General features: G+C 63.8%; 4 protein-coding genes. 1 reads left to right on the forward strand and 3 read right to left on the reverse strand.

Annotated features, from left to right (window positions below; all coding sequences use genetic code 11):
• From QOD90_RS14690 to QOD90_RS14700, 3 genes are all read right to left on the reverse strand, one after another.
• Positions 1-551, reverse strand: a 551-nt coding sequence (locus tag QOD90_RS14690) for a carbohydrate ABC transporter permease (RefSeq protein ID WP_526350903.1), incomplete at its 3' end; no start/stop codon positions are given.
• Positions 551-1,921 carry an ABC transporter substrate-binding protein gene (locus tag QOD90_RS14695; RefSeq protein WP_526350905.1) on the reverse strand — a complete coding sequence of 457 codons (1,371 nt, stop codon included), beginning with the start codon at positions 1,919-1,921 and terminating at the stop codon, positions 551-553. The genes QOD90_RS14690 and QOD90_RS14695, both read right to left, overlap by 1 nt.
• Positions 1,922-1,949: 28 nt before the next feature.
• On the reverse strand, positions 1,950-2,906 hold the full coding sequence (locus tag QOD90_RS14700; protein ID WP_526350909.1) for a sugar-binding transcriptional regulator: 957 nt from the start codon (positions 2,904-2,906) through the stop codon (positions 1,950-1,952).
• 231 nt (positions 2,907-3,137) lie between these two features.
• Between QOD90_RS14700 and QOD90_RS14705 the strand changes: the two genes are divergently transcribed.
• On the forward strand, positions 3,138-3,571 hold a 434-nt coding region (locus QOD90_RS14705), incomplete at its 3' end, for a mannitol dehydrogenase family protein (protein ID WP_526350907.1).

Consider the following 3,571-nt stretch of genomic DNA (forward strand, 5'->3'; position numbering starts at 1 on the left):
AACGGGAACTGACCGATCCAGTCCACCGGACCGATCCCCACCAACGACAGCACCCAGTTGAGGATGCCGTTGTTGGGGTCGAGGATCGTCGTCTTCCACACCAGGGCTCCCGCCACGGGGGTGATCAGGAACGGGGTAATCAACAGGGTCCGGACGGCACCGCGGCCCAGGAACGCACGATCCAGCAGTAAGGCGATCCCCAAGCCGAGCAGCGCCGAGATCAGCACCACGCCGACGATCAGAATGACGGTGTTGCCTGCCACCGACCAGAATTGACTGTCCTTGACGACCGAGATGTAGTTGTTCAACCCGACGAACTGGCGTGACCCCGGCCGCACCAGGTTCCAGGACAGCGTCGAGTAGTACAGCGTGAACAGGAATGGCACCTGCGTCACGGCGATCATGAAGATCAGCGCGGGCAGCAGCGGTCCGCGCCTGCGCCAGCCTTCGGCCCGGCTCACGCCGGTGTCCTGGGCTTCACGGATCTTGCGGACGCGTTCGGCCACTGCCCCCTGATCGGCGTCTGATTCGGTTTCAGCAGTAAGAGTCATCACTTCTCCTGGTAGCTCTTGCCGACGACCTCGGCGTATTGCTGTGCTTGGGCCAGCGCTTCATCGACCGATATCTGGCCGGCGATCGCCGCACTGATCTGCTGACTGACCCGGGTGCCCAGATCCTGGAACTCGGGAATCCCAACGAATTGCACGCCCGTGTACGGAACCGGTTGCACGGTCGGCTTGTTCGGCGTCGCGTTGGTGATCGACTGAAGCGTCAACGGACCGTATGACTTCGAGATCGCCTCGTACTGCGGCAGATCCGTGTAGGTGGAGGTCCTGCTGCCGGGTGGTACTCGCGCCCAGCCCAGCTTCTCCCCGACCAGCTTCATGTAGTCCTTGCTGGTCATCCAGGAGATGAACTTCCAGGCGCCGTCGGGATTCTTCGCGGCCTTCGGGATGCCCAGCGCCCACGTGTATAGCCACCCCGAGTTGGGCTTCTCGACGATCGGCGCGGGCAGGTAACCGATCTTGCCGACCAAATCCGGGTACGTCTTGGGATCCTCGAGCACCGAGACTGCCGACGTTGCGTCGTACCACATCGCCGTCTGCCCCTGACCGAACAGGTTGGCGCACTCCTGGAAACCGGTTGAGGACGCGCCCAATTCGCCGGACTTCTTGATGGTGTCGACGTAGAAGTTGACCGCCTTCTTGACCTCCGGGCTGTTGAGCTGCGCGTTCCACTTGTCGTCGAACCAGCGACCGCCGAAGGTGTTGATCACCGTGTCGAGCGGCGCGAGCACCTCACCCCAACCCGGCTTGCCACGCAGGCAGATGCCTGCCCGGTCTCCGTTCTTCAGCTGGTCGGCCCACCCCGCGACCTCCTGCCAGGTGGGCTGGTAGTTCGGGTCCTGATTGACCTTGATGCCGGCCTGCTCGAACATGTCCTTGCGGTACATCAGGAAAGACGATTCGCCGTAGAACGGGACCGAGTACATGTTGCCCTCGTAGGAGAGCGAGTCCCGCAGCGACGGAATGAAGTCGGCCTCGTCGTAGCCCGGCGTGTTCTTCGCGTAGTCCGAGAGGGGAAGCAGCCAACCGTCCTTGGCCCACTGCGGGGTCTCGAAGTTGCTGATCATCGCGACGTCGAACTGACTGCCGCCCATCGCGGTCGACATGGTGATCTTCGCCCGCGCCTGGTTCTCCGACAGCGAGATGAACTTCAACTTGATGCCGGGGTTCGCCTTCTCGAACTCCGACGACAGCTTCTGGGCGTCCGTCATCTGCGAGTTGGACACCAAGGCGATGGTCACCTCGTTGTCCGACGCACCCAGACTTCCTGCGCCCGAACAGCCCGCGGTCAACAGCAGACCGACGGCGGCGGTGCACGCCGAGAGCTTGTGTAGCACCCTTCGTGTCGATTTCATCTTCACCCCACTCCTCGTTGAGTACTAATCACTGATCTAAAAGCCAACGTGCACACTCGATGTCGCATACCAATAGCTTTGCTAGCCCACCCCTCAACGCAGCGCGCGTCGCTTCGTGCTTGGGGGGCCCACTGCACACCAGGATGGTCTTGGCGCACTTGCGGACGTCCTCCAGCGGCACGGAGACGGCACGGTGCGCGAGTTCGGTGACGACGGGCGCACCGTCGGAGTCGAAGAACCGGCCGCCGATTTCACCGACGGCTCCGAGTGATACCAGCTCGTCGAGCATCCTGGTGTCGAGGAAGCTGCCCTCGAACAAGGTGGTGGACGTGGTCGTCGACCCGACGCCGAACAGCATCGTGTCGGCGCGCCGACCGGCCTCCAACGTTCGCGAAATCACGGAGTCGTTGCGCATGGAGACCACCGTCGACGGGTCGGCGTACAGGGGCGCCGGAAGCCGCATGGCACTGGCGCGCAACATGTCAGCACCGCGACTGAGGATGAACTCCATGCCCGTCTGATACGCGGCGGTAGACATCGCACCGTCGAGCTGGACGACCACGCGGCAGCTCGCCACGCCGGGTGTCAAGGCGGTGACCGCGGCCACCTGCTCCGGCCCCCAGGTGAAACCGAGGACGTCGTTCTCGGAGAGCCGGCGCATGAGGAGTGCGCCCGCAGCGCGGCCAAGGTGTCCGGTCACGACGGCTTCGGTCAGGCCGTAGCGCTTCTCGAGGAGGCGTTCCTCGTCGGCGTGCAGGTCGTCCTTCAACGTCGGAGGGACGATGACTTCGATGCGGACCAGGCCCCTGGCCTTCGCCCTGGCGATCAGCCTGCCCGCCGTCGGGCGCGACACTCCGAGCTTCGCGGCGATCTCCGCCTGAGTGAGGCCGTCCAGGTAATACAGCGTGGCCGCACGCAGGGCGAGACGAAGATCTTCTGGCGTCGCACCGCCGTTTGGCGCTGCATCGGCGGGGGGTTCAGCCACCCGGCCGTTCGAGCTCGATGTCGCCACGTTCTCAGATTCACCTTCCTCGCTCGTCGGTGAGCAAATGCTCTGGGGTGCGCGTAGATGATCATCACGCTAACATCCAGATGTGACGTACACAACACTTTCGACTTCGAAACCACACCGGGCCGATTTGCGGGCGGAGACCATCCCGGGGAGGAACCCGGCCGACCGACTGCGGGGTAGCGTCGAGGAAGTGATGGTGTCGTCATGAAGCTCAACAACCGGTCCCTGCCCGAGATCCCGATCGCGAAGCCGTCGTACGACCGCAGCGAGATCTCGATTGGCATAGTGCATTTCGGCGTCGGTGGCTTCCACCGAGCACACCAGGCGATGTACGTCGACCGGCTGCTCGAGAAGGGCCTCGCCAAGGAGTGGGGGATCTGCGGGGTCGGCGTGCTGCCGGGCGATCGCAAGATGGCAACGGTGATGTCCGAGCAGGACGGCCTCTACACGCTGATTGCGATGAACCCCGACGGCAGTCGCGACCCCCGCGTCATCGGCTCTATCGTCGACTACCTCTTCGCACCCGATGACCCGGAAGCCGTCATCGAACTGATCGCCGCACCGACCACGCGCATCGTCTCGCTGACGATCACCGAGGGCGGCTACCTCATCGACGACGCCGGGCCCGACAGCGTCTT

The organism is Mycobacterium sp. (assembly GCF_032161845.1).
GTDB lineage: Bacteria > Actinomycetota > Actinomycetes > Mycobacteriales > Mycobacteriaceae > Mycobacterium.

What these genes read in the sequence shown, in the direction of transcription:
- QOD90_RS14695 (WP_526350905.1), bottom strand. Translation starts at nt 1,921, where the DNA reads ATGAAATCGACACGAAGGGTGCTACACAAGCTCTCGGCGTGCACCGCC.